22 protein-coding genes are annotated in these 23,331 nt (G+C 72.0%); 20 read left to right on the top strand and 2 right to left on the bottom strand.

What is annotated here, in order from left to right:
- The first annotated feature begins 410 nt into the window (after positions 1–410).
- From nsdA to ffh, 5 genes are all read left to right on the top strand, one after another.
- The gene (gene nsdA, locus D9V36_RS13430) at positions 411–1,883 is read left to right on the top strand and encodes a transcriptional repressor NsdA (protein WP_129293982.1); all 1,473 of its coding nucleotides are present in this window, start codon (positions 411–413) and stop codon (positions 1,881–1,883) included.
- A 405-nt stretch (positions 1,884–2,288) separates the two neighbouring features.
- Entirely contained in the window at positions 2,289–3,629 is a 1,341-nt protein-coding gene (locus D9V36_RS13425) for an ammonium transporter (protein ID WP_129293981.1), read from the top strand.
- The gene (locus D9V36_RS13420) at positions 3,626–3,964 is read left to right on the top strand and encodes a P-II family nitrogen regulator (RefSeq protein ID WP_088800278.1); all 339 of its coding nucleotides are present in this window, start codon (positions 3,626–3,628) and stop codon (positions 3,962–3,964) included. Before D9V36_RS13425 ends, D9V36_RS13420 begins: the two co-directional genes overlap by 4 nt.
- 172 nt (positions 3,965–4,136) lie before the next feature.
- On the top strand, positions 4,137–6,683 hold the full coding sequence (locus tag D9V36_RS13415; RefSeq protein ID WP_129293980.1) for a [protein-PII] uridylyltransferase: 2,547 nt from the start codon (positions 4,137–4,139) through the stop codon (positions 6,681–6,683).
- 117 nt (positions 6,684–6,800) lie between these two features.
- Positions 6,801–8,357 (top strand): signal recognition particle protein, encoded by a 1,557-nt coding sequence (gene ffh, locus D9V36_RS13410; RefSeq protein ID WP_129293979.1) that lies wholly within the window; start codon positions 6,801–6,803, stop codon positions 8,355–8,357.
- A gap of 136 nt (positions 8,358–8,493) precedes the next feature.
- Here ffh and D9V36_RS13405 read toward each other — a convergent pair whose 3' ends face one another.
- Together D9V36_RS13405 and D9V36_RS13400 are read right to left on the bottom strand one after the other, a co-directional pair.
- Entirely contained in the window at positions 8,494–9,507 is a 1,014-nt protein-coding gene (locus D9V36_RS13405; RefSeq protein WP_129293978.1) for a phosphotriesterase family protein, read from the bottom strand.
- Positions 9,508–9,651: 144 nt separating this feature from the next.
- A complete protein-coding gene (locus D9V36_RS13400) occupies positions 9,652–10,518 on the bottom strand; it encodes a methyltransferase domain-containing protein (protein WP_129293977.1) in 867 nt (288 codons plus the stop codon).
- A 544-nt stretch (positions 10,519–11,062) separates the two neighbouring features.
- Between D9V36_RS13400 and D9V36_RS13395 the strand changes: the two genes are divergently transcribed.
- The 15 genes from D9V36_RS13395 to dprA all read left to right on the top strand — a co-directional run bounded on the left by D9V36_RS13395 (position 11,063) and on the right by dprA (position 22,970).
- On the top strand, positions 11,063–11,653 hold the full coding sequence (locus D9V36_RS13395; RefSeq protein ID WP_129293976.1) for a hypothetical protein: 591 nt from the start codon (positions 11,063–11,065) through the stop codon (positions 11,651–11,653).
- A gap of 156 nt (positions 11,654–11,809) precedes the next feature.
- Positions 11,810–12,250 carry a 30S ribosomal protein S16 gene (gene rpsP, locus D9V36_RS13390; RefSeq protein ID WP_030080385.1) on the top strand — a complete coding sequence of 147 codons (441 nt, stop codon included), beginning with the start codon at positions 11,810–11,812 and terminating at the stop codon, positions 12,248–12,250.
- Positions 12,251–12,252: 2 nt separating this feature from the next.
- Entirely contained in the window at positions 12,253–12,492 is a 240-nt protein-coding gene (locus D9V36_RS13385; RefSeq protein WP_003980229.1) for an RNA-binding protein, read from the top strand.
- Between the two features lie 171 nt (positions 12,493–12,663).
- On the top strand, positions 12,664–13,209 hold the full coding sequence (gene rimM, locus D9V36_RS13380) for a ribosome maturation factor RimM (RefSeq protein ID WP_129293975.1): 546 nt from the start codon (positions 12,664–12,666) through the stop codon (positions 13,207–13,209).
- Positions 13,209–14,018, top strand: a complete 810-nt coding sequence (trmD, locus tag D9V36_RS13375) for a tRNA (guanosine(37)-N1)-methyltransferase TrmD (RefSeq protein WP_129293974.1) — start codon at positions 13,209–13,211, stop codon at positions 14,016–14,018. The genes rimM and trmD overlap by 1 nt, the downstream gene beginning before the upstream one ends.
- A gap of 133 nt (positions 14,019–14,151) precedes the next feature.
- The gene (gene rplS / locus D9V36_RS13370) at positions 14,152–14,499 is read left to right on the top strand and encodes a 50S ribosomal protein L19 (protein WP_018087148.1); all 348 of its coding nucleotides are present in this window, start codon (positions 14,152–14,154) and stop codon (positions 14,497–14,499) included.
- 96 nt (positions 14,500–14,595) lie between these two features.
- The gene (lepB, locus tag D9V36_RS13365) at positions 14,596–15,360 is read left to right on the top strand and encodes a signal peptidase I (RefSeq protein ID WP_129293973.1); all 765 of its coding nucleotides are present in this window, start codon (positions 14,596–14,598) and stop codon (positions 15,358–15,360) included.
- Complete coding sequence (lepB, locus tag D9V36_RS13360; protein ID WP_431357663.1) at positions 15,353–16,510, top strand: signal peptidase I; 1,158 nt, start codon at positions 15,353–15,355, stop codon at positions 16,508–16,510. Before lepB (D9V36_RS13365) ends, lepB (D9V36_RS13360) begins: the two co-directional genes overlap by 8 nt.
- On the top strand, positions 16,443–17,423 hold the full coding sequence (gene lepB, locus D9V36_RS13355; protein WP_431357662.1) for a signal peptidase I: 981 nt from the start codon (positions 16,443–16,445) through the stop codon (positions 17,421–17,423). The genes lepB (D9V36_RS13360) and lepB (D9V36_RS13355) overlap by 68 nt, the downstream gene beginning before the upstream one ends.
- Positions 17,424–17,477: 54 nt before the next feature.
- Positions 17,478–18,206 carry a signal peptidase I gene (gene lepB / locus D9V36_RS13350; RefSeq protein ID WP_129293972.1) on the top strand — a complete coding sequence of 243 codons (729 nt, stop codon included), beginning with the start codon at positions 17,478–17,480 and terminating at the stop codon, positions 18,204–18,206.
- Between the two features lie 16 nt (positions 18,207–18,222).
- Positions 18,223–18,759, top strand: coding sequence for an NUDIX hydrolase (locus D9V36_RS13345; RefSeq protein WP_129293971.1), 537 nt, complete (start codon positions 18,223–18,225; stop codon positions 18,757–18,759).
- Positions 18,760–18,797: 38 nt separating this feature from the next.
- Complete coding sequence (locus D9V36_RS13340) at positions 18,798–19,106, top strand: DUF2469 domain-containing protein (protein WP_003980220.1); 309 nt, start codon at positions 18,798–18,800, stop codon at positions 19,104–19,106.
- Between the two features lie 487 nt (positions 19,107–19,593).
- Positions 19,594–19,914 (top strand): YraN family protein, encoded by a 321-nt coding sequence (locus tag D9V36_RS42855; RefSeq protein WP_241721301.1) that lies wholly within the window; start codon positions 19,594–19,596, stop codon positions 19,912–19,914.
- Positions 19,914–21,575, top strand: a complete 1,662-nt coding sequence (locus D9V36_RS13330; protein ID WP_129293969.1) for a YifB family Mg chelatase-like AAA ATPase — start codon at positions 19,914–19,916, stop codon at positions 21,573–21,575. The genes D9V36_RS42855 and D9V36_RS13330 overlap by 1 nt, the downstream gene beginning before the upstream one ends.
- Positions 21,576–21,578: 3 nt before the next feature.
- Positions 21,579–22,970: a DNA-processing protein DprA gene (dprA, locus tag D9V36_RS13320; RefSeq protein ID WP_241720861.1), complete on the top strand. Its 1,392-nt coding sequence runs from the start codon at positions 21,579–21,581 to the stop codon at positions 22,968–22,970.
- Positions 22,971–23,331: the final 361 nt, after the last annotated feature.

Raw genomic sequence — 23,331 nt, 5'->3', positions numbered from 1 at the left:
GCCGGCCCGTGGTGCCGGTGGTGTGACGTGGTGTGCCGGGTGGTGCGGTGTGCCGTGCGAGCCCTGGCGCGCTTCGCTCCGCCCGGCCCTGCCCGACCTGTGTCAAGTCAATCGCGAGAGCCTGTCGGGGAGTTCATACGAAGGGGTGGCGAATGGTGGCGTTTCCGCAATCGCCCTCGCGTGAGGGGTGATCGTAGGATTACTTTCGGTGCACGAACCCCGGAGAGGCATCATTCGCACGGGTATGCCGGTGGCAACGACCGGTGGGGCACAGGCCAAAAGGTGTGGCCGGAATCCGTGGTCGGGTAGATGTACCCCGGACAGGCGTCGCAACAGGCGGCAGGCTGTGGCGGGTTCGCGGCACGCACCGGGCACAGACATCGAGGCAGCAATCGGGATGGGGGCTTCCAGTGGGAGGCAACGGCGGCAGTGGCGGCACCGACGCCGCCAAACAACCCAACGCACAGCTGGGTTCGTGGTTCATGCGCAGCGGCTGGTCCAAGGGGGAGCTGGCACGGCAGGTCAACCGCCGGGCACGCCAGATGGGCGCGCACCACATCAGCACGGACACCTCCCGGGTCCGCCGCTGGCTCGACGGCGAGCAGCCGCGCGAACCCATCCCGCGGATCCTGTCCGAGCTGTTCTCCGAGCGCTTCGGCTGTGTGGTCGGCATCGAGGAGCTGGGGCTGCGCTCCGCGCACCAGTCCCCGTCCGTCTCCGGTGTGGACCTGCCCTGGGCCGGGGCCCAAACGGTCAGCCTCATCAGTGAGTTCTCGCGCAGCGACCTGATGCTGGCCCGCCGCGGCTTCCTCGGCACCTCCCTCGCCCTCGCCGCAGGACCCAGCCTCATCGAGCCGATGCAGCGCTGGCTGGTCCCGGTGCCCGCGGGCCAGGGAGATGTCGCCGAGCCCGACCGTGGCCGGCGGCACGCGCGGCTGTCCAAGCCGGAGCTGGACCTCCTGGAGTCGACGACCGCGATGTTCCGGCAGTGGGACGCGCAGTGCGGCGGCGGGCTGCGGCGCAAGGCCGTGGTCGGCCAGCTTCACGAGGTCACCGACCTCCTCCAGGAGCCCCAGCCCGCGGCGGTGTCCCGGCGGCTTTTCAAGGTCGCCGCCGAACTCGCCGAACTCGCCGGCTGGATGAGCTACGACATCGGGCTGCAGCCCACCGCCCAGAAATACTTCGTGCTGGCCCTGCACGCGTCCAAGGAGGCCGGCGACCGGCCCCTGGGCTCGTACATCCTCTCCGGCATGAGCCGCCAGATGATCCACCTCGGCCGGCCCGACGACGCACTGGAGCTCATCCATCTGGCCCAGTACGGCAGCCGCGAGACGGCCACCCCGCGCACCCAGGCCATGTTGTATGCGATGGAGGCCCGCGCCTACGCCGGAATGGGCCAGCCCAGCAAGGTCAAGCGGGCCGTGCGGATGGCCGAGGACACCTTCTCCGACGTGCTGCCCGGCGAGCCCGAACCGGACTGGATCCGCTTCTTCTCCGAGGCCGAGCTGAACGCCGAGAACGCCCACTCCTACCGCGATCTCGCCTATGTCGCCGGCCGCAGCCCCACCTACGCCTCGCTCGCCGAGCCCCTCATGGCGCGCGCCGTGGAGCTGTTCGGCCAGGATTCCGAGCACCAGCGTTCGTATGCGCTCAACCTGATCGGGATGGCCACCGTGCACCTGCTGCAGAAGGAGCCGGAAGCCTGCGCGGAGATGGCGCAGCAGGCGATCCCGTTCGCCCGGCAGGTCCGCTCCGAGCGGGTCAACACCCGGCTGCGCAAGACCGTGGACACCGCGGCGCGGGAATTCGGCGGTGTCGCCGAGGTGATCCGGCTCGGCGACGAGCTCACCCGCCAGCTTCCCGAATCAGCGGCGGCCGTCTGACGGCACGCCCTCCCCCAACTCCGGCCGCGGCCGCCGCCCCGTACAGCCCGACTCGGCTCCCCCATGCCAGGTCACGCGGGCGGCAGCCGCGGCCGGGCTCGCCTTTGCGCCTAAGCCGGCGCCGCTTTCGCGGGGGTGGCCGGGCGCCGTGGGGGTTGCTCAAGCGGTGGTTGCGGTGGGGTGAATGGGGGATGTGGGGGCTGATCTGCGGGTGGTCCTGGGCTGATCCGGGGCGGGTCCAGGGCTGATCTGGGAGTTCACCGGGGTGTAACAGGGGGGCCTTCTTCGTCACTGCGGTGAAACACCGGCAAGGTTTGGCCGAAACCGTGCTGCGACAACCTCATCGCGAAGCCGGCCCACCAGAAACACGCCCGCACGGGCCGCATCGACGACGAGGAGACGCCGATGCCCCCAGGCATCCTGACGCTTGCAGCAGACAAGGTGACACTCAGCCCGGCGAACACCGGGTTCATGCTGATCTGCTCCGCCCTGGTGATGATCATGACCCCCGGGCTCGCCTTCTTCTACGGCGGCATGGTCCGGGTCAAGAGCGTGCTCAACATGCTGATGATGAGCTTCATCAGCCTGGGCATCGTCACGATCCTGTGGGTCCTGTACGGCTTCGGGCTCGCGTTCGGCACCGACAAGGGCGGCTTCATCGGCTGGAACGGCGACTTCGCTGGCCTCGCCCACATCGGCCTGACGGAGCTGTGGGGCACCAGCACCATCCCGGTCTACGTCTTCGCGGTCTTCCAGCTGATGTTCGCGGTCATCACGCCCGCGCTGATCAGCGGTGCGCTCGCCGACCGGGTGAAGTTCACGGCCTGGGCACTGTTCATCGCCCTGTGGGTCACCGTGGTGTACTTCCCGGTCGCCCACTGGGTCTGGGGCGAGGGCGGCTGGCTCTTCGAGCTGAAGGTCATCGACTTCGCGGGCGGCACCGCGGTGCACATCAACGCCGGCGCCGCGGCGCTCGGCGTGCTCCTCGTCGTCGGCAAGCGCATCGGCTTCAAGAAGGACCCGATGCGGCCGCACAGCCTGCCCCTGGTGATGCTCGGCGCCGGACTGCTGTGGTTCGGCTGGTTCGGCTTCAACGCCGGCTCCTGGCTCGGCAACGACGACGGCATCGGCGCGGTCGCCTTCGTCAACACCCAGGTCGCCACCGCCGCCGCGATGCTCGGCTGGCTGGCGTACGAAAAGCTCCGGCACGGCTCGTTCACCACGCTCGGCGCGGCCTCCGGCGCCGTCGCCGGACTCGTCGCGATCACCCCGGCCTGCGGCGCGGTCAGCCCGCTGGGCGCCATCGCGGTCGGTGTGATCGCCGGTGTGCTGTGCGCCATGGCCGTCAATCTCAAGTACAAGTTCGGCTACGACGACTCCCTGGACGTCATCGGCGTCCACCTCGTCGGCGGTGTCGTCGGCTCGCTGCTGATCGGCTTCTTCGCCACCGGCGGGGTGCAGAGCAAGGCCAAGGGCCTCTTCTACGGCGGCGGCCTCGACCAGCTCGGCCGGCAGGCCGTCGGTGTGGTCTGCGTCCTGCTGTACTCCCTGGTCGTCTCCTACGTCCTTGCCAAGGCCATCGACCTGGTGATGGGCTTCCGGGTCGGCGAGGACGAGGAGGTCGCCGGCATCGACCAGGCCGCACACGCGGAGACCGCGTACGACTTCGCCGGCGCGGGCGGCGGCACGGTCGGCCGCAAGGGACCGGCACTCGGCGAGGCTCTGACGAAGAAGGTGGACGCGTGAAGCTCATCACGGCAGTAATCAAGCCGCACCGGCTGGACGAGGTGAAGGACGCCCTGCAGGCCTTCGGCGTGCACGGTCTGACGCTCACCGAGGCCAGCGGCTACGGCAGGCAGCGCGGGCACACGGAGGTGTACCGCGGCGCCGAGTACACCGTCGACCTGGTGCCCAAGATCCGCGTCGAGGTGCTGGTCGAGGACGCCGACGCCGAGGAGCTGATGGACGTCGTCGTCAAGGCGGCGCGCACCGGCAAGATCGGCGACGGGAAGGTCTGGAGCATCCCGGTGGACGACGCGGTACGGGTGCGGACCGGGGAGCGGGGACCGGACGCACTGTGACGCCACCGCCGCCGTGGCGCGGCTCCGGTACCGGCGGCACCCGCCGCCGGGCCGGGGCGGACGTCCGGGCGGCGGATGCAGCCCGCCCCGCGGCGGCCCAGACTGAAGGTGCCCCGGGGGCGTACGGGGAAGACGTGACCGCGGGGGACCGGACGACCGAGGAGCGCGCTACGTGACCGAGAGCGTCGAGGAAACGACAGGACCGGACGGAACACCGGGCCCGGCGCGGGAGCCCGCGCCCGCCCCGGACGGCGGCTACCCCGCGGCCCGGCTGCGGCTCCTCCAGGACGAGACGGCCATCGGACCCGACCGCCGCGCCGCCCTCGCCCAGCTGACCGACGACTGGCTGGCCGGCCTGCTGCACCGGCACGCCACCGAAGCCGGCCTGTCCGGGACCGCCCTGGTCGCCGTCGGCGGCTACGGCCGCGGCGAGCTCTCCCCGCGCAGCGATCTCGACCTGCTCCTGCTGCACGACGGCCGCGCCGACCGCGGCGAGCTCGCCGCGCTCGCCGACCGCCTCTGGTACCCCGTCTGGGACCTCGGCCTGGCCCTCGACCACTCCGTACGCACCCCCGCCGAGGCCCGTAAGGCGGCCCGCGACGACCTGAAGGTGCAGCTGGGCCTGCTCGACGCCCGCCACCTGGCCGGCGACCCGGAACTGACCGGCGCGCTGCGCACCACCGCCTACGCCGACTGGCGGGAGAGTGCCCCCAAACGGCTCCCGGAACTCCACGACCTGTGCCAGGAGCGCGCCGAGCGGCAGGGCGAACTCCAGTACCTGCTCGAACCCGACCTCAAGGAGGCCAGGGGCGGGCTGCGGGACGCCACCGCGCTGCGCGCGGTCGCCGCCTCCTGGCTCGCCGATGCCCCGCGCGGCGGCCTGGAAGCCGCCCGCACCCGCCTGCTGGACACCCGCGACGCGCTCCATCTGACGACCGGCCGCGCCACCGACCGGCTCTCCCTCCAGGAACAGGACCAGGTCGCCGGCGCCCTCGGCATGCTCGACGCGGACGCCCTGCTGCGGCAGACCTACGAATCCGCCCGCACCATCTCCTACGCCGCCGATGTCACCTGGCGGGAGGTCGGCCGGGTGCTGCGCGCCCGCTCCGTCAAGCCCATGCTGCGGGGCCTGCTGCACGGCCGTACGGCAGGCAAGGGCGAGCGCTCGCCGCTCGCCGAAGGCGTCGTCGAACTCGACGGCGAGGCGGTGCTGGCCCGTACCGCACGCCCCGAGCGGGACCCGGTGCTGGTCCTGCGCGCCGCGGCCGCCGCCGCCCAGGCCGGGCTGCCGCTGGCCACCCACTCCATCCGCCGGTGCGGCGCGGCCGCCGCCACCCGGCCGCTGCCCGTGCCCTGGCCCGCCGAGGCCCGCGAACAGCTGGTGACGCTGCTGGGCGCGGGCAGCCACACCGTCCCCGTATGGGAGGCACTGGAGGCCGAGGGCATCATCCCCCGGCTGCTGCCCGACTGGGAACGCGTCCGCTGCCGGCCCCAGCGCAACCCCGTCCACACCTGGACCGTGGACCGCCACCTCATCGAGACCGCGGTACGCGCCTCCGCGCTGACCCGCCGGGTGCACCGCCCCGACCTGCTGCTGATCGCCGCCCTGCTGCACGACATCGGCAAGGGCTGGCCCGGTGACCACTCGGTGGCCGGTGAGACCATCGCCCGCGATGTGGCGTCCCGGCTCGGCTTCGGTGCCCGCGACACCGCGGTGATCGCCACCCTCGTACGGCACCACCTGCTGCTCGTCGAGACCGCCACCCGGCGCGATCTGGACGATCCGGCGACCGTGGGCGCGGTCGCCGAGGCGGTCGGCGGCACCGGCACCCTGGAGCTGCTGCACGCCCTGACCGAGGCCGACGCCCTGGCCACCGGGCCCGCCGCCTGGAGCGCCTGGCGCGGTGGACTCGTCGCCGACCTGGTCAAACGGGTCACCGCGCGGCTCGCGGGGGAGCCCCGAACCGAGGCACGCGACGCCGACGAGCCGACCGCGGAGCAGGAGCGGCTGGCGGCCGAGGCCCGGCGCACCGGCGGCCCGGTCCTGGCGCTGCACGCCCGCTCCGAGCCCGCCGCCGGAACCGGGGACGGGTCCGCGCCGCCCGAGCGGGAGCCGGTCGGTGTGGAACTGCTCATCGCCGTACCCGCGCACCGCTCACCCGGCCGCCGCCCCTCGACGAGCCCGCCCGGCACACCGGGCGTCCTGCCCGCCGCGGCAGGCGTGCTGGCCCTGCACCGGCTCACCGTCCGCGCCGCCGACCTGCTGCTGCTCGACCCTGTCGACGACGGCCCGGTCCTGCTGCTGCGCTGGCGGGTGGCCGCCGAATACGGTTCGCTGCCGCGCGCCGACCGGCTGCGCGCCGACCTGGCCCGCGCCCTGGACGGCTCGCTCGACATCCCCGCCCGCCTGGCCGAGCGCGAACGCGCCTACGCCCGCCGGGCCCGTGCCGTGCTCGCCCCGCCGCCCCGGGTCACCGTGGCCTGCGGCAGCTCCCGCACCGCGACCGTCATCGAGGTCCGCGCCCAGGACGCACACGGTCTGCTGCACCGCATCGGGCGCGCCCTGGAGAAGGCCGGCGTCGCCGTCCGCAGCGCCCACATCAGCACCCTGGGCGCGAACGCGGTGGATGCGTTCTATGTCACGGGGGCGGACGGCGAGCCGCTGTCCGACGGCGCGGCCCATGAGGTGGCGGCGGCCGTGGAGCGCGCTCTGCAGTAGTGGCCGGGGCGCGGGGCCGGACCGGCGGGGCGCGGGGCCGGACCGGTTCGCTTGCGCAGCCCGATACCCTGGAACCCGACTGAACCCCGCCCCCGACCCCGAGGATCGACGACCGCCGTGTTCGATACGCTTTCCGACCGCTTGGCGAGTACTTTCAAAAACCTCCGGGGCAAGGGCCGCCTGAGCGAGGCGGACATCGATGCCACGGCGCGCGAGATCCGTATCGCGCTGCTCGAAGCCGATGTCGCCCTCCCCGTCGTCCGCGCCTTCATCAAGCAGGTCAAGGAGCGTGCCACCGGCTCCGAGGTCTCCCAGGCGCTGAACCCCGCCCAGCAGGTCATCAAGATCGTCAACGAGGAGCTCGTCGGCATCCTCGGCGGCGAGACCCGGCGGCTGCGGTTCGCCAAGAACCCGCCGACCGTGATCATGCTCGCGGGTCTCCAGGGTGCCGGTAAGACCACCCTCGCCGGAAAGCTCGGCCGCTGGCTCAAGGGCCAGGGCCACGCCCCGCTGCTGGTCGCCTGTGACCTCCAGCGCCCCAACGCCGTCAACCAGCTCCAGGTCGTCTCCGAGCGCGCGGAGGTCGCCTTCTACGGCCCCCAGCCCGGCAACGGCGTCGGCGACCCGGTCCAGGTGGCCAAGGACTCCATCGAGTTCGCCCGCACCAAGCAGCACGACGTGGTCATCGTCGACACCGCCGGCCGTCTGGGCATCGACCAGGAGCTGATGCAGCAGGCCGCGGACATCCGCGACGCGGTCAGCCCCGACGAGGTCCTCTTCGTCGTCGACGCGATGATCGGTCAGGACGCGGTCAACACCGCCGAGGCCTTCCGCGACGGCGTCGGCTTCGACGGCGTGGTGCTCTCCAAGCTCGACGGTGACGCCCGCGGTGGTGCCGCGCTGTCCGTCGCGCACGTCACCGGCAAGCAGATCATGTTCGCCTCCAACGGCGAGAAGCTGGACGACTTCGACGCGTTCCACCCGGACCGCATGGCGTCCCGCATCCTCGGCATGGGCGACATGCTCAGCCTGATCGAGAAGGCCGAGCAGACCTTCAGCCAGGACGAGGCCGAGAAGATGGCGGCCAAGCTGGCGAAGGGACCCAAGGAGTTCACCCTCGACGACTTCCTGGCCCAGATGGAGCAGGTCCGCAAGATGGGCTCCATCTCCAAGCTGCTCGGCATGCTGCCCGGCATGGGGCAGATGAAGGAGCAGATCAACAACCTCGACGAGCGCGAGGTCGACCGCACGGCCGCCATCATCAAGTCGATGACCCCGGCCGAGCGCCAGGAGCCGACGATCATCAACGGCTCGCGCCGGGCCCGTATCGCCAAGGGTTCCGGTGTCGACGTCAGTGCGGTCAAGGGCCTGGTCGAGCGGTTCTTCGACGCCCGCAAGATGATGTCCAAGATGGCCCAGGGCGGCGGAATGCCCGGGATGCCCGGCATGCCGGGGATGCCTGGCATGGGCGGTGGAGCCCGCAAGAAGAAGCAGGTCAAGCAGGCCAAGGGCAAGCGCAAGAGCGGTAACCCGATGAAGCGCAAGGCCGAGGAAGAGGCCGCGGCGGCGCGCCGGGAGGCCGCCCAGGCCGGCAACCCGCTGGGCCTGCCTCAGGGCGGCCAGGACCCGCAGAACTTCGAACTCCCCGAGGAGTTCAAGAAGTTCATGGGCTGAGCCCTCCCGCGCCCTCCCGCAGCTTCGGCTGACGAGCCCCCGGCCCCCTATGGACGGTCGGGGGCTCTGCCGTGTCCGGCGGACGGCGACGGGCGGGCACGGGGTACGGGGTGGGCAGCGGCCCCGCGCCCCCGCCTCATCGCCTCCGGGCCGGTCCGTCGCCGTCCGCCCGTCCCTCGCCGTCCGCCGGCCCGCCGTCGTCCGCCGGTCCGTCGTCCGCCCCCTCCCGCCCCGTGAGAAACCGCAGCGGATTGCGCCGCGTCAGCCGGTCGATCAGCTCCTCGTCCACGCCCGCCGCCCGCAGCCGCGGCAGGAAGGACCGGAACAGGTGCCCGTAGCCCGTTCCGCCCTCGCTGAGCAGGTAGCCATGGCGGGAGACATCGCAGCTCAGCAGCACCCGGTCGGCGTACCCGGACTCCAGGAGGGCGAGCAGCAGCCGCAGTCGCACCCGGTCGCTCCGGTAGCTCTCCTTGCCGACGGTGTCGAACGCGAGGTACGCCCCGGCCGCCGCCAGTTCCCGGTGCACCGCCGGATCGTCGAGCAGGTCCTGATGGCCGATGCTGACCCGGTGCGGCGGCAGCCCGGCCGCCGTCAGCAGCTCCAGCTGGGCGAGGCCGCCGCGGCCGAACCGGGCATGGGTGGCCACCGACAGTCCGGTCGCCGCGGCGGCGAGCGCCGCCGCGGTCAGCGTCCGCGCCTCCGGTTCGCTCGGCAGATCGCCGTGGCTGCCGACCTCGCCGATCACCCCGGGACGGATCCCGGAGCCACCGCAGCCGCGCTCGATCTCCCCGACCAGCGTGCCGGCCAGCAGCTCGGCGCTGGTGCGGCTCAGCTCCGCGGGATGGACCGGTTCGTAGTACCAGCCGGTCGCCGCGATGACCGCCACCCCCGAATCCGCGGCGATCCGGGCCATCGAGGTCACATCGCGCCCCATGCCCCGGCAGGTGAGCTCGACGAGCAGACCGAGCCCGAACTCGGTGCGCAGCGACGCCAGTTCCTCGGTGATCGCGGCACGGTGCCCGGGGGTCAGGGTCGCCGCGCTGCCGGCGCCCCGGGTCAGATCGAGCGCCAGATGCTCATGGGCGAGCACCGGCCCGCGCACGGCGGAGGCGGGCAAGGTGCCCGAGACGGTTTGCAGCAGATCGCTCATCAGTGCCTTCCCGGCCGCCCGCCGCGGTCGAACCCCGTCAGGGAACGGACCCCGTCCCGCTTCCTGGATACCGCCAACCGCCCGCCCGGGCGCTCACCGAGCGCCCGCCCGGACGCCCGCCGCGGGCACCGCCGCCGGCCCGCGCTACCTCGTCCGCGCGATCAGATAGCGGAAGACATTCGGCATCCACACCGTCCCGTCGGCCCGCTGATGCGGATGCAACGCCTCCGCCAGCTCCTTCTCCACCTGACGCTGCTCGGCCCCCTCCAGCGCCGTGTCGAACAGCCCCGTCGACAGCAGCCCCCGCACCGCACTCGCCAGATCGGCGTACCCGAACGGGCAGGCCACCCGCCCCGAACCATCGGGCCAGAGCCCGGCCCGCTCCGCCAGCTCCTCCAGATCGTCCCGGCCGCTGGGCCACCACCCGGCCGAGCCCGCGGCGTCCCGGCCCGCCGGACCGGCCGGCCGCCGCGCCACCCGCAGCACCCCGGCCGTGGCGCACCGCTCCACCGGGCCCCAGCCGCCCAGCACCACCGCACTGCCGCGCTCCGCCAGCCCCGCCGCCGCGGTGAGCGACGCCGTCAGTCCCTCGACCGTGCTCACACAGCCCACCGGATGGAACGCCGTGACCACGTTGAAGGCGGCATCCCCGGGCGCCGCGTCCTCCAGGCCGCCGCTGACCAGCCGGGTGTGCTCCGGCATGCCGTCCGGCGTCAGCCGTTCACGCGCCAGCTCCAGCCGGGACCCATCCGCATCCACCCCGCTGACCTGCGCGCCCCGCGCCGCCGCGAGCAGCAGCGCCAGCCCGGAGCCGCACCCCAGCCCCAGCAGACGGGTACCGGGCCCGATCCCCAGACGGTCGTACGCGGCCTCGTAGAGCGGCACCAGCATCCGCTCCTGGATCTCGGCCCAGTCACGGGTGCGCGCCCGTGACCCGGCCGGAGAGGGAGGGTCGTCGCAGCGCATGGATCCGGAGTGCGGAAGCTGGTGCCGCACGAGCGTCGGTGACATCGATAGCGCCCCTATTCGCCGAGAACCCGAAGCTGTTCCGTACCGATCGCCCCCGTGTTCGCGCGTGGTGCGCCCCCGCGATCCAGACAACTGCGCATTCGTCCGGGCGTCCAGGGGGTGCGCCGGGGTTGTCTCCTGCGCGCCCCCGTGTGCGCCGGGCCCGCTCCCCGGAGCGCCGTTCCAGGGTGCCCCGGCCGGCGCCGTTCCGCCACGGCAGAGCCCGCCGCCCGGACGCTCCCCGCGCCCCGGGTGCCGTCCGGCAGACCCCCGCCACCACCCCCTAGGGTGGGATACGCGCCGGTGCCGACCGGGCACGGGCGCCCCGCACCACCGCCGCGACGACCGTTGCCCCGGGATACGGCCGGCTACGCCATGCGGCGTACGCGGGGATACGTACCGGCTTGAGGTCCCCTGGGCGTCTTCTGCGCAGATCTGCGCACCCCGCCCCCGGCACGCCTGATGACCGTAAACTGACTGGTACGTGCAAATTATTTGGGATGCCCCGGAATCGGAACACCGGGTGACCCCGGCTCGTTGTCACGACGTGAGCACGACACCGCCTGTCCTCGCCGCCGAACTGGCGCTCGCCTGGGCCGATATTCAACGGCACCACCCCGAGCTGCCGGACCTGGCCGCGCCCGAGTCCCTGATCGGAGAGTCCTCGTCCGCCTGCGGCGCCGAACTCTCTTTCGAACGGCTGCTCCATGAGGCAGTCCACGGCATCGCCGCCACCCGCGGCATCCGCGACACCTCCCGCGCAGGCCGCTACCACAACCGCCGCTTCCTGGCGATCGCCGAGGAGCTGGGCCTGGACCATGCCGACGAGCCGCACCCCAGCAGCGGCTTCTCCCTGGTCACGCTCAACCCCGAAGCCAGAAGGCGCTACCGCCCCACCATCGAACGACTGGCCAGAGCCCTCAAGGCGCACACCGCCGCCACCGCCACCGACACCTCCCGCAGCTTCCGGGGACCGGCCGCCCGGCACGGCTCCTCCGGAGGGGGCGTCCGCGTCAAGGCCGTCTGCGACTGCGGGCGCAACGTCCGCGTGGTGCCCTCCGTGCTGGCCCAGGCGCCGATCGTCTGCGGCGGCTGCGGCAAGCCCTTCCGGATCCCCGAGGTGGCCGCGGTCGGCTGACCCACGGGCGTGTGGCACAATGGCTAGCTGTACTCGACAGTCGCACAGGACCCCTCTCTCCTCCGGCTGACGCGTCCATCGGGCACCCCGAGTACCGCAACCCCACGTGGCATCCCGTTGTGCCCCACCACGTCAAGACCAGGAGACACCACTCCCGTGGCAGTCAAGATCAAGCTGAAGCGTCTGGGCAAGATCCGCGCGCCTCACTACCGCATCGTCATCGCCGACTCCCGTACCCGCCGTGACGGCCGGGCCATCGAGGAGATCGGCCTGTACCACCCGGTGCAGAACCCCTCGCGCATCGAGGTCGACTCCGAGCGTGTCCAGTACTGGCTGGGTGTCGGCGCGCAGCCGACCGAGCCCGTCATGGCCATCCTCAAGGTCACCGGCGACTGGCAGAAGTTCAAGGGTCTGCCGGCCCCGGCGCCGATGAAGGTCGCCGAGCCGAAGGCCGACAAGCGCGCCCTCTTCGAGGCCGCGGCCAAGGACTCCGGCAACGAGCCCAAGGGTGAGGCCATCACCCCGAAGGCGAAGAAGGCTGACAAGAAGGCGGACGAGGCTGCGGCCGAGTCCACCTCCGAGTCGACCGAGGCCTGAGCATGCTCGAGGAAGCCCTCGAGCACCTCGTCAAGGGCATCGTCGACAACCCCGACGACGTGCAGGTAGCCTCGCGCACCCTGCGTCGCGGGCGCGTGCTGGAGGTCCGGGTCCACCCCGACGACCTCGGCAAGGTGATCGGCCGCAACGGCCGTACCGCCCGTGCCCTGCGGACCGTCGTGGGCGCCATCGGCGGCCGTGGCATCCGCGTCGACCTCGTCGACGTGGACCAGGTCCGCTGACAAGTTGAACACCGGCTCGGGCCGGGGAGGGCCCTCGGGCCGTCCCCGGCCCGAGTTCGTTGGTGCGGGTGGATCCACCCGCACCGCCCTCCATGGAGAAACCGCGACGGCCCTCGGCCGCCTCCGCGAAAGCGGCGGCGGTTCAGCCGCAAGAAAACGGGAGAGAACAGCGTGCAGTTGGTAGTGGCACGGATCGGCCGCGCCCACGGCATCAAGGGCGAGGTCACGGTAGAGGTGCGCACCGACGAGCCCGAACTGCGGCTCGCCCCGGGCGCCGTCCTCGCCACCGAACCGTCCTCCGTCGGACCGCTGGCCATCACGGCCGGCCGGGTGCACAGCGGCCGGCTGCTGCTCCGCTTCGAGGGCGTCGCCGACCGCACGGCCGCCGAAGCGCTGCGCAACACCCTGCTGATCGCGGAGGTCGACCCCGAGGAAGTCCCCGAGGACCCCGAGGAGTTCTACGACCACCAGCTGATGGATCTCGATGTCGTCACCCGCGACGGCACCGAGGTCGGCCGGATCTCCGAGATCTCCCATCTGCCCTACCAGGACCTGCTGGTCGTCCGGCGGCCCGACGGCAGTGAGGTGCTGATCCCGTTCGTCTCCGAGATCGTGCCGGAGATCGACCTGGAGGAGCAGCGCGCGGTCATCGACCCGCCGCCCGGCCTCCTCGACGACAGTCAGGCGGACGTCGCCGGCAGCCGCGGGGACAGCTGATGCGGCTCGATGTCGTCACGATCTTCCCGGAGTACCTCGAACCGCTGAACGTCTCCCTCGTCGGCAAGGCCCGCGCCCGCGGACAGCTCGATGTGCGCATTCACGACCTGCGCGAATGGGCCCACGACAAGCACAACACCGTCGACGACACCCCCTACGGCGGCGGCCCCGGCATGGTCATGAAGCCCGAGCCGTGGGGCGAGGCGCTGGATGCGATCCTCGCGTCCGGCGAAGGCGAACCGGTGATCGTCGTTCCCACCCCGAGCGGCGCGCCCTTCACCCAGCAGCTCGCCGTCGAGCTCTCGGCCAAGCCCTGGCTGGTGTTCACCCCGGCCCGCTACGAAGGCATCGACCGCCGCGTCATCGAGGAGTACGGCGACCGCTTCGAGGTCCGCGAGGTCTCCATCGGCGACTACGTCCTGGCCGGCGGAGAGGCGCCGGTGCTGGTCATGGTCGAGGCGGTGGCCCGGCTGCTGCCCGGCGTCCTCGGCAACGCCGCCTCCCACCAGGACGACTCCTTCGCCCCCGGTGCGATGGCCGACCTCCTGGAGGGCCCCGTCTACACCAAGCCTCCCGAGTGGCGCGGCCGCGACATCCCCGAGGTGCTGCTCAGCGGCCACCACGGCAAGATCGCCCGCTGGCGCCGTGACGAGGCCTTCCGCCGCACCGACCGCAACCGCCCCGATCTGATCGAGCGCGCCGACCCCGCCGCGTTCGACAAACACGACCGCGCGATCCTGGCCGCTCTGGGCTGGTCAGCGGGCGAGGACGGCCGATTTGGGCGGACGACCGAGGCCGTGGAAGAATAGGCCGCTGCCGTGTGAGTCCGCCGCGCGCCCCTGCCACAGGGGGAACGACGCCCGTCCGACACAGCGGCATCCGACACATCATTTCCGATATCCCGTTGATGACCTGTGGCATCAGCGAAGAAAGCAGTAGGTCATGCACCTTCTCGACTCCGTCGACGCCGCGTCGAAGCGCAGCGACATCCCGGCCTTCCGCCCGGGTGACACCGTCAACGTCCACGTCCGCGTCATCGAGGGCAACCGCTCCCGTGTGCAGCAGTTCAAGGGCGTTGTCATCCGCCGTCAGGGCGCCGGCGTGCGCGAGACCTTCACGGTCCGCAAGGTCAGCTTCTCCGTCGGCGTCGAGCGCACCTTCCCGGTGCACACCCCGATCGTCGAGAAGATCGAGGTCGTGACCCGCGGTGACGTCCGTCGCGCCAAGCTGTACTTCCTCCGTGAGCTCCGCGGCAAGGCCGCGAAGATCAAGGAGAAGCGCGACAACTGAGCCGGGCGGTCCCGGCGCGCGATTTTTTGCGCCGCGGCAACGCAAACCGACTCTCGCGTACGGGGTCCGGATCCGGCCGGATAGGCTCAGGGCCCGATGGACACCGACGTACAGCTCACGGAGCGCGACCCCTCTCCCACCCCCGACCAGGGGCCGGAGCAGGGGTCGCGCTCCGCGCGTTTGCTCGCCCGTGCGGCCGGTCTGCGCCACCGGCCGGCCACCCTGCTCGTGGTCTGCCTGGCCTTCGTCCTGCTGCTCAGCGCGTGTGTGGCGCAGCCTTTTCTGATTCCCAGTTCCTCCATGGAGAACACCCTGCGGATCGGGGACCGGGTGCTGGTCAACAAGCTGGCGTACCGTTTCGGCAGCGAGCCGGCGCGGGGCGATGTGGTGGTGTTCGACGGCACCGGCTCCTTCGTTCACAGGGAGCAGGAGGAGAATCCCGTCACGGGACTGCTGCGCGGAGCGGGCGCGGCGCTGGGCCTGGCCCGGCCCGCCGAGACCGACTACGTCAAGCGCGTGATCGGCATCGGCGGTGACCACGTGACCTGCTGCGACGAACGGGGGCGGATCGAAGTGAACGGTGAGCCCGTGAATGAGGCGTATCTCCACCCCGGGGACGCGCCGTCCTCGGTGGATTTCGACATCGTGGTGCCGGAGGGCAGGCTGTGGGTCATGGGGGACCACCGCGCCAGATCGAGCGACTCCCGCGACCACCTCGGTGACCCCGGAGGCGGCACGGTCCCGGTGGAGAAGGTCATCGGCCGCGCGGACCTGATCACCTGGCCGGCGAGCCGCTGGCGCACCTTCGAGCACCCACGTTCCTTCGACCGGATACCCGCCGCGGCAGGCCCCCATGGGTAACCGCGGACGCCCCCGTCACGGGGGCAAGGGCACCCCTCGGTCCGGACGGGGTGCCGGCAGTCCCCGGCGCGTCAGCGGCGGGCCGGGGGGCGGCGCCGACGCCCCGTACAGCGGCGGCGGCATGTACGGCGACCCTCAGGAGACCGGAGGGAGCGACGGCTCCGGGACGGGCGGGGCCGCGACCGGCAGGCGGGCGGGGCGGACCGGGACCGGTGGCCGGGCCGAGCGGCGGCGTATGGCGCGGCGCATCAAACGCCGCAGACAACGCTCCTACCTCAAGGAAATCCCCATCCTCGTAGGCGTGGCGCTGGCCATCGCCCTCGTCCTGAAGACCTTCCTCGTCCAGGCCTTCGTCATCCCGTCCGGCTCCATGGAGCAGACGATCAAGATCGGCGACCGGGTGCTGGTCGACAAGCTGACGCCGTGGTTCGGCTCCAAGCCGCAGCGCGGCGATGTGGTGGTCTTCAAGGACCCCGGAGGCTGGCTCAAGGGGGAGCAGAACAAGCCCCCCGCCGACGGCGGCGCCTTCCAGCCGGTCAAGGACGCCATGACCTTCATCGGGCTGCTGCCGTCGGCCGACGAGCAGGACCTGATCAAGCGCGTCGTGGCGGTCGGCGGCGACACCGTCAAATGCTGTGACGAACAGGGCAGGGTCACCGTCAACGGCACTCCGCTGACCGAACCGTACATCCATCCGGGCAACCCGCCCTCCACGCTGAAGTTCACGGTCAATGTCCCCACTGGGCGGATCTTCGTGATGGGCGACCACCGTTCCAACTCCGCGGATTCGCGCTTCCACCTGGACGAGCCGTACCGTGGCACGGTTTCGGAGGACGGTGTCGTGGGCCGGGCGGTGGTGATCGGCTGGCCGTTCAGCCACTGGCGGCGCCTGGAAGAGCCGGACACCTTCACGACCGTGCACGACGCGCCGGGAGCCAAGGCGTCGGCGGCAGGCGCTCCGCATAGGCTGTCCCCCGACAGTTTGACCGTGCTCCCGACCCCTGCGGAACTCCCGCTCGTTATGGGAGTGGTGGGCCTGCGCCGGTTGACGGGCAGGCGAGTGCGTGGAGTGAGGAGCAGATGTGGGGGACTTGGCGGTCGGCGCGCGGTCCGGAACCGAAGAGCCCGAAGAGCCGGCAGGACGTGGTGAGCCCACGCGGCCGGTGGCGAGTTCCGTGTATCAGTCACCAGCTCGGTCAGGGACGCAGGCCCAGAGTTCACCTTCGGCGGACTCGTCGGACACGTCCGATACGTTGGACATGTCGGCAGGCAAGGAGGTGAGCGGTGGCATGAAGAAGGCCAAGAAGCCGCGTGCCTTCTGGAAGGAGCTGCCGATCCTCATCGGGATCGCGCTGCTCCTCGCGCTGCTGATCAAGACGTTCCTGGTGCAGGCGTTCTCGATCCCGTCCGACTCGATGCAGGACACCCTGCAGCGCGGGGACCGGGTCCTGGTCGACAAACTGACGCCGTGGTTCGGCTCCAAGCCGCAGCGCGGCGAGGTCGTCGTCTTCCACGACCCGGGCGGCTGGCTGAACGAGACGCCGACCCCGGAGCCCAACCCCGTCCAGAAGGTCCTCAGCTTTATCGGCCTGATGCCCTCGGCCGAGGAGAAGGACCTGATCAAGCGGGTGATCGCGGTCGGCGGCGACACCGTCGAGTGCCATGGCACCGGCCCCGTCAAGGTCAATGGCAAGGCGCTCGACGAGGACTCGTACGTTTTCCCCGGGGCCACGCCCTGCGGTGACCGGGCGTTCGGCCCGATCCACGTCCCCAAGGGCCGGATCTGGGTGATGGGCGACCACCGCGACGACTCCCTCGACTCCCGCTACCACCAGAACCTCAAGGGCAACGGCACGGTCTCGGAGAACGAGGTCGTCGGCCGGGCGTTCACCATCGCCTGGCCCATCAACCGCTGGGCGACGCTGCCCGTGCCGGCCACCTTCGACCAGCCCGGTATCAACAAGGCCATGGCGGCGACGCCGGCGGCCCTGGGCCTCGCCGGTGCGGTGCCGATCGTGATCTGGCGTCGCCGGAGGCTGACCGGAACGCGTAACCCCAGGTAAGGTGCCGTCCCGGATCTTCGACGCGGGCGTGGTCCGCGGGGTGGGAGCGCTGGGATGAGCAGCAGTACCGAACGCAGGACCGACGGCCGCGGCCGGACGACGGGCAGTGTGCTGTCCGGTCTGGCCGTGGCCGTCGGCTGTGTGCTGTTCCTGGGCGGCTTCGTATGGGCGGCGCTGATCTACCGCCCCTATACGGTGCCGACCGACTCGATGACGCCGACGATCGCGGTCGGGGCGCGGGTCCTGGCGGAGAAGGTCGACGGCTCCGAGATACGCCGCGGCGACATCGTCGTCTTCAAGGACTCCACCTGGGGCGACCTGCCGATGGTCAAGCGGGTCGTCGGCGTCGGCGGGGACAAGGTCGCCTGCTGCACCGAGCAGGGTCGGCTGACCATCAACGGAAACCCCGTCGCGGAACCGTATCTGCAAGGCCGCGGACCCGCCTCGCCCATCGGCTTCAAGGCAAAGGTCCCCAGCGGCCAGCTCTTCCTGCTCGGTGACCACCGCAGCGACTCCCTGGACTCCCGCGTCCACCTCACCGACGGCGACCACGGCTCCGTACCGCGCAGCGCCGTCAATGCCCGGGTCGACGCCCGCGCCTGGCCGCTCGGCAGCGTCGGCGTGATGCAGCGCCCGGCGGCCTTCTCCGCCTTCCCCGGCGGCACCTCGCAGCCCGGTCCGGTGCGGCCCATCACCCTCGCGGTGGTCGCCGGCGCGGTCCTCATCCTCGTCGGCGCGGCCTACGGGCCCCTGGCCCGGCGCAAGGCGCGCAAGAGTGCCTGAGGGGCCACGACGGGGCGTGGAGGGACCGGCAGCGGCCCAGGGGGCGGCGGCCGGTGACGCACCGGACGCGCGCCTGGTGCGCCAGGTCTCCCGCATCGTGCTGCTCGACCCCGACGACCGGATCCTGCTGCTCCACGGCTTCGAACCCTCCCGCCCCGCCGAGAGGTGGTGGTTCACCCCCGGTGGCGGCCTGGAGGGCACGGAGACCCGTGAAGAGGCGGCCCGTCGCGAGCTCGCCGAGGAGACCGGCATCACCGACGCCGTCCTCGGCCCCGTCCTGTGGAAGCGCCGCTGTGCCTTCCCGTTCGACGGGCGGCGCTGGGAGCAGGACGAGTGGTATTACCTGGGAAGGACCGATCGGACTGTCACCGACACCGGCGGGCAGACTGACCTGGAGCGACGCAGCGTCTCGGGACTGAGGTGGTGGACTTCGGAGGAACTGTCCGCCTCGCATGAGACGGTGTATCCAACCAGACTCGCCGAGCTGCTGCGCACGCTGCTCGACGAAGGGCCCCCCGAGGCGCCGGTGCTCCTGGAGACCGAGCGGGTCTGACGCACAATGGGGGGACGCACGGCTGAAGGGGATCTGCCATGAGCGCCGAGGACCTCGAGAAGTACGAGACCGAGATGGAGCTGAAGCTCTACCGGGAGTACCGCGACGTCGTCGGACTGTTCAAATATGTGATCGAGACCGAGCGGCGTTTCTACCTCACCAATGATTACGAGATGCAGGTGCATTCGGTTCAGGGAGAGGTGTTCTTCGAGGTGTCGATGGCCGACGCCTGGGTCTGGGACATGTACCGCCCGGCCCGCTTCGTCAAGCAGGTGCGCGTCCTCACATTCAAGGACGTGAACATCGAAGAGCTCAACAAGAGCGACCTGGACCTTCCGGGGAGCTGAGGCGGCCGGAAACGGCGGGGGAGGCGGGCCTCGGGCGCGCCCCGTACCCGCCCGGCACCACCCGGACGGGTGAGCGGGTTATCCACAACCGGCTCACTGTCCACCAAGATCCAACAGGTCGGGGCGGGAGCGTCACAGTCGGTGCCGGAGGTGGTACCGCATGAACGCCATGCAGGCCGGCCGCAGGGCCGAGGACGACGCACAGACCGCGGAGCCGACGCGGAAGGCGCACGCAGGAGCGCCGCCGACCGAACACGAACCAGCTGCGGGCAGGCGGCCGGGCATCGAGCCGCCCACCGAACACAAGCCACCCACGGGCAGGCGGCCGGCCGTCGAGCCGCCCGCCCCCGGACCACCGGCCCCCGAACGGGCAGCCGCCACGCCACCCGGGCCCGGTCCGAGGACGGCCACATCGACGAAGCCCGGCCCGACGGCGGCCAAGCCGGCCGACACCCGACGGCGCGCCCTCGGCCGCTATGGCGAGGACCTGGCCGCCCGCCGGCTCACCGAGGCGGGCATGCGCATCCTGGAGCGCAACTGGCGTTGCCGTGACGGAGAGATCGACATCGTCGCCGCCGACGGCGACGCCCTGGTGGTGTGCGAGGTCAAGACCCGCCGCGCCGGCTGGTACGAACACCCCATGGCGGCCGTACGCCCCGAGAAGACCGCCCGCCTGCGCCTGCTGGCGGAACGCTGGCTGGAACGGCACGGCGGCCCGCCGCCCGGAGGTGTACGGATCGATGTGATCGGCGTCCTCCTGCCGGCCCGCGGTGCCCCCGTCGTCCAGCACGCCCGAGGGGTGGCCTGATGGGATTCGCCCGGACCTGCTCCGTCGCGCTGGTCGGCGTCGAGGGCGTCGTCGTCGAGGTCCAGGCCGACCTGGAACCCGGCGTCGCGGCCTTCACCCTCGTCGGGCTGCCCGACAAGAGCCTCATCGAGTCCCGCGAGCGGGTGCGGGCGGCGGTCGTGAACTCCGGCACCGAGTGGCCGCAGAAGAAGCTCACCGTCGGCCTCAGCCCGGCCTCCGTGCCCAAAGGCGGCAGCGGCTTCGACCTGGCAGTGGCCTGCGCGGTCCTCGGCGCCGCCGAACGCCTCGATCCCCGTGAACTCACCGACCTGATGATGATCGGCGAACTGGGCCTCGACGGCCGGGTCCGGCCCGTACGCGGAGTGCTGCCCGCCGTACTGGCCGCCGCCGACGCCGGATACCGCCAGGTCGTCGTCCCGGAACAGACCGCGGCCGAGGCTTCGCTGGTCCCCGGCGTCTCCGTCCTCGGCGTGCGCAGCCTGCGCCAGCTCATCGCCGTCCTCGCCGACGAACCGGTACCCGACGAGGAAGACCCCCGCGAGGAAGGCCGCCCCGACCCCCTGCTCGCCGGACTGGTGATGCCCGGCACCGGCGTCAGCACCGGCCTGCCGGCCGGCGGCCACACCCCCGACCTCGCGGACGTCGCCGGCCAGCACAGCGCCCGCCGCGCTCTGGAAGTGGCCGCCGCCGGACGCCACCACATCTTCTTCAAAGGCCCGCCCGGCGCCGGCAAAACCATGCTCGCCGAACGCCTCCCCGGGCTGCTGCCGCCACTGTCCCCCAAGGAATCCCTGGAGGTCACCGCCGTCCACTCGGTGGCCGGCACCCTCCCACCGGGACAGCCGCTCCTCCACCGGCCGCCCTACTGCGCCCCGCACCACTCCGCGACGATGGCATCCCTCGTGGGCGGCGGCACCGGACTGCCGCGTCCCGGAGCCGTATCCCTGGCCCATCACGGCGTGCTGTTCGTGGACGAGGCCGCCGAATGCAGCCCACGCGTCCTGGACGCGCTGCGCCAGCCACTCGAATCCGGCCATGTCGTCGTCGCCCGCGCGGCGGGCATGATGCGCATGCCCGCCCGCTTCCTCCTCGCCCTCGCCGCCAATCCCTGCCCGTGCGGACGGCACGGCAGCCCCGGCGGCGACTGCGAATGCCGGCCGTCGTCCATCCGCCGCTACCGGGCCCGGCTCTCCGGGCCGCTGATGGACCGGGTGGACCTCCGGATCGCCGTTCAACCGGTCGCCCGCTCCGAACTGGTCGCCCTCGGCCGCGGCGCCGAATCCACCGCGACCGTGGCCGAACGCGTCCACGCCGCCCGCGAGCGCGCCGCGGCCCGTCTCGCCGGCACTCCGTGGCGGACCAACAGCGAAATGCCCGGCCATGAACTGCGTACCCGCTGGCAGGTCGAACCGGGCGCCCTGGCCCCGGCCGAACGTGACCTCGAATGCGGTCTGCTCACGGCCCGCGGCCTCGACCGAGTCCTCCGCGTCGCCTGGACCGCCGCCGACCTGTCCGGCCGCGACCGCCCCACCGTCGAAGACGTCAACTGGGCCCTGGAACTCCGCACGGGGGTACGCCGCGGCGCACCGACAGCAACGAACGGGCGCGGGGGCAAACGCATGACCACGACGACCGCCGCGCAGCCGCAGGGACAGGTGTGAGCGATGACCAGCACCGACGCAGGGGACTTCGCCACGGGTGAACCCGCCACGGCCACGCCGGGCCGGAGCCAGTGGCCCGCTCCGACCGCCGAGCCGGGCCCCGCTCCGACCGCCGAGCCGGGCCCCGCTCCGACCGCCGAGCCGGGCCTAGCGCCGACCGCCGAGCCGGATCCCGCCGCACGGACGACGGCCGAGTCGCCTCCCGCACGGCCTGTGGCACCCGGCCGGCGGTCCGCTCACCGCGAGGAACACGAACCGCAGCGCACCGCCCGCGCCGCCCTCACCCGCATCCTCGAACCGGGTGACGAAACCGCAGGCCGCTGGTTGCGCGAGATGGGCCCGGTGGCCCTCTGGCAGGCTCTCTCCGACGACACCGCGGACCCGCCCGGGGGCACCACCCGGGCCAAGATCGCGGGCTTGCGGTTACGGGCCGCCCGGGCCCGCCCGACCGCGGACCTCGAGGCCATGACCGCACTCGGCGGCCGGTTCCTCTGCCCCGGGGACGACGAATGGCCCGGCCAGCTCGACGACCTCGGCGACGCCCGCCCCATCGGACTGTGGGTGCGCGGGACGGCCAACCTCAGGCTGTGGGCGCTGCGCTCCGTCGCCGTCGTCGGCGCCCGGGCCTGTACCGACTACGGCGCGCACCTCGCCACCACCATCGGCGCCGGACTCGCCGACCGCGGCTGGGCCGTTGTCTCCGGAGCCGCATACGGGGTCGACGGTGCGGCTCATCGCGGCGCGTTGGCCGCGGACGGCGCGACCATCGCCGTCATGGCCTGCGGCGTCGACCACGCCTACCCCCGGGGCCACACCGAGTTGATCGGCCGGATCGCCGAACAGGGCTTGGTGGTCGCCGAGTTACCGCCCGGCGACCACCCCACCCGCAGCCGCTTCATCCAGCGCAACCGTGTCATCGCCGCACTCACCAGAGGCACCGTCGTCGTGGAGGCCGAACTGCGCAGCGGCTCACTGGTCACCGCCCGACAAGCGCTGGCCCTCGGCCGCTTCACGATGGGAATGCCGGGCCCGGTCACCAGCAGTCTGTCCGCCGGGGTGCACCAACTCCTGCGCGGCGAGGCCACGGTGGTCACCGCCGCCGACGAGGTCATCGAACTCGTCGGCAGCATCGGCGACCTCGCTCCCGAGCAACAGGGCCCGACCCGCATCCGCGACCTCCTCGATCCCGTCGCGACCCGCGTACTGGAGGCGCTGCCCGCGCGCGGCGGCACGGACGCCGGCCGTCTGGCAGAGGAAGCCGCCACGCCCCGAGAGGTCACGCAGCGCAAACTCTTCGAGCTGTTGTCCCTCGGATTCGTGCAAAGGTGCGGTGATCGCTGGGAGTTGGCGCGACGCGCCGAGAGGACTGAGGGTTCCCGGCGAGGCGGTACTTGACCTGGGGCGAACGGGTGAAAGGGTGAGGGGAATGACCGCAGAATCCAGGTTTGCCGTGCTTCGGGGCACGGTCCGATCCATGGGGGAGACGGCGATGTGGCGCAGGGGATGGACGGGGTCCCGTACACCGCGTCACCGCGTCCGCCCGCACGGCCCTCCGGGGGTCCGCGTCCGGCTCTCTGTCCGGGTGTCGCCACACCGTACGAGGTAACCCTGAGGTGCGGGCAGCGGAACGTATCTGCGCACGCCCGAACCTGCCGTCCTCGCGCACCGCAACGCTTCGGTCACGCTACGCTCACAGGCAATTCAACCCTGATACGTCCATCCACCCGCGTCTCGGCAGAACGGCTCAAGGCGACGA

It is taken from the genome of Streptomyces lydicus (assembly GCF_004125265.1).
Taxonomy (GTDB): domain Bacteria; phylum Actinomycetota; class Actinomycetes; order Streptomycetales; family Streptomycetaceae; genus Streptomyces; species Streptomyces lydicus_C.
Note: the sequence above shows the minus strand (reverse complement) of the source record. Positions and strands in the feature narration are given on the sequence as shown.